3 protein-coding genes are annotated in these 2,309 nt (G+C 77.3%); 1 reads left to right on the top strand and 2 read right to left on the bottom strand.

Annotated elements, in window-relative coordinates; genetic code table 11:
• Positions 1-704 (bottom strand): class I SAM-dependent methyltransferase (locus Q6969_RS15070; RefSeq protein ID WP_317231172.1); only part of this gene is annotated, 704 nt, incomplete at its 3' end.
• Positions 705-751: 47 nt separating this feature from the next.
• Here Q6969_RS15070 and Q6969_RS15065 point away from each other — a divergent pair.
• Positions 752-1,381: an XRE family transcriptional regulator gene (locus Q6969_RS15065; RefSeq protein ID WP_317231171.1), complete on the top strand. Its 630-nt coding sequence runs from the start codon at positions 752-754 to the stop codon at positions 1,379-1,381.
• Here the strand turns inward: Q6969_RS15065 and Q6969_RS15060 are convergent.
• On the bottom strand, positions 1,378-2,309 hold a 932-nt coding region (locus Q6969_RS15060; protein WP_317231170.1), incomplete at its 5' end, for a PASTA domain-containing protein. The genes Q6969_RS15065 and Q6969_RS15060 overlap by 4 nt on opposite strands.

The raw sequence follows: 2,309 nt of genomic DNA, 5'->3' as shown, positions 1-2,309 counted from the left end.
GCGGCGACCGGGTCCGCGGGGTCGGGGTCGATGCGGAACGCGCGCGTCTCCACGTCGACCAGCCCCGCGTCGCGGAGCCACGGCGCCCAGTCGGGATGCGACGGGCCGCCGGTCCCGCCGTGCGTGACGGCGTCGTCGAGGCGCGCCGCGAGACCCGGGCGGCCGAGCGCCGGGTCGAGGTCGTCCGGCAGGAAGCGCGGCGGCCCGTCCATCTCGACCACGGCGAGGAGACCGCCCGGGGCGAGGCCGTCGCGGATCCGGGCGAGGAGCCGCGCCGGGTCCCGCACCTCGTGCAGCATGAGCGAGGCCCACACCACATCGGCCGGCGGGAGCGCGGGCCAGCCCTCGTCGAGGTCCGCCCGCACCGTCCGGATGCGGTCCGCGAGCCCGTCCACCACGGCGCGCTCCGCCACGCGGGCGAGCATCGGGTCGCTCGCGTCGACGGCGACGACCTCGGCCCGGTCGAAGCGCCGGGCGAGCGCGACCGTGCCGGTCCCGGTCCCCGCGCCGAGGTCGACGACGAGGCGGCCCGGGGTGTCGCGCGCCCGGCGGCGGACCCAGGCGGTCAGCTCGCGGAGGTGGCCGTGCAGGATGCGGGCATCGAGGTCGAGCATGACGGCGAGCGACGCGTCGGCGGGACCGTGCGGGCGGGGGTGGGCGTGAGCGGGGGCGTCGGGGCGAGCGGGGGCGTCGTGGCGGTGCATGCTCCCAGGGTGGCGCAGTCGTGCTCGTGACGCATACGATCTTGCCCATGACGCAAGAGACCGACCTCGACTCCCTCGTCCGCCAGCGCATCCGGAGCCTCCGGGAGTCGCGCGGCTGGTCGCTCGACGTGCTCGCGGCCCGGTGCTTCCTCAGCCCGTCGACGCTCAGCCGGATCGAGACCGGTCACCGTCGCATCGCGCTCGACCAGCTCGTGCCCATCGCGCAGGCGCTCGAGACGTCGCTCGACGCGCTCATCGAGTCCGGGGACGACGCCGACGTCGTGATCCGCCCCCAGGAGGACGCGGAGGCGGGTCGCACGACCTGGATCCTCTCGCGCGGCGGACGCGGGGACTCCGGCGTGTTCGTCGCGAAGATCCGCATGACGCCGACGCGGCCGGTGCCCGTCGACCAGCTGGGCGTGCACCCCGGTCGCGACTGGTTCACGGTGCTCTCGGGGACGGTGCGCCTGCAGCTGGGCGAGCGCACCATCCTCGTGGAGGAGGGCGACGCCGCCGAGTTCTCGACCATGGTGCCGCACGGGATGGGGGCGCACCGGGGCGTGGCGGAGATCCTGACGATCCTCGACCGCGACGGGCAGCGGGCGCACCTGCGGACGTCCGGGGCGGGCGGCGCCGGGACGGCCGCCGACCCGCGGACGGACGCGTCGGGGGTCTAGGCCTCGGCGGGCGGCGTCTCGGGGAACGGCTCGGTGCCGGGATCCTCGGGCGGCGTCGTGGGGTCCACGGGAGGGTCCACCGGCGGATCCACGGGGGGATCGACAGGCGGGTCCACCGGCGGGGTGGTGGGGACCGGGTCGACGGGCGTCGGCGTGGTCGGTTCCGGCGTGGGGACGGGCGGCACGGTCGGGTCCGTCGTGGGCTGCGGGGAAGGTTCCGACGGCGTGCTCGGCTCCTGGGACGGGGGCGTGACGCCGCCGGTGTTCCCGCCGCCGCCCGTGCTGCCGCCGCCGTTCCCGCCGCCCGAGCCGGGCTGCGTGCCCGGTCGGGTGCCCGGACGGGCCGGGATGTCCGGCGCCTTGGGCACGATCGGCAGGGCGATCCGCTCCGGTGCGGGCGCGGAGAGCGTGAGGGTGACGGTGGATCCGGGCTCGACGCGCGTGCCGGCCGCAGGGTCCTGGCGCGCGACGATCCACACGTCCTGGCGGACGAGCGCGCTGCCCGCGGCGTCGGCGAACGCGATGCCGAACCCGGACGCGGCGAGCGTGTCCCCGGCGTCGACCGCGCGCATGCGCGTCACGTCCACCATCTCGACCAGGCCGTCCGCCGAGACGGGCAGGGGGTTCGCGAGGTCCGTGGTCTCCGGGACGGGGCGCGCGTCCGAGATCTCGAGGGCGTCGGGGTCGGCGACGGTGTCCTCGGGGGTCGGCAGGGTCGCGGCGACCGCGCCGCCGGCGATCAGCACGAGGGCGAGGCCCGCGGCGACGCCGCCGGCCGCTCGGCTGCGGATGCCGGGGATCCATGCGGAGCCGCCGCGGACGAGCGGGATGAGCCCGGCGATGAGCGCGACCACGCCGAGGGCGATGAGGAGGCCCGGCAGGCCGGCGATGACGGCCGCGGCGACGACGAGCACGGCGGCGACCGCGA

It is taken from the genome of Clavibacter sp. MX14-G9D, assembly GCF_032917815.1.
Classification (GTDB): Bacteria; Actinomycetota; Actinomycetes; order Actinomycetales; family Microbacteriaceae; genus Clavibacter; species Clavibacter michiganensis_K.
This window is presented reverse-complemented; position numbering and strand designations above follow the sequence as displayed.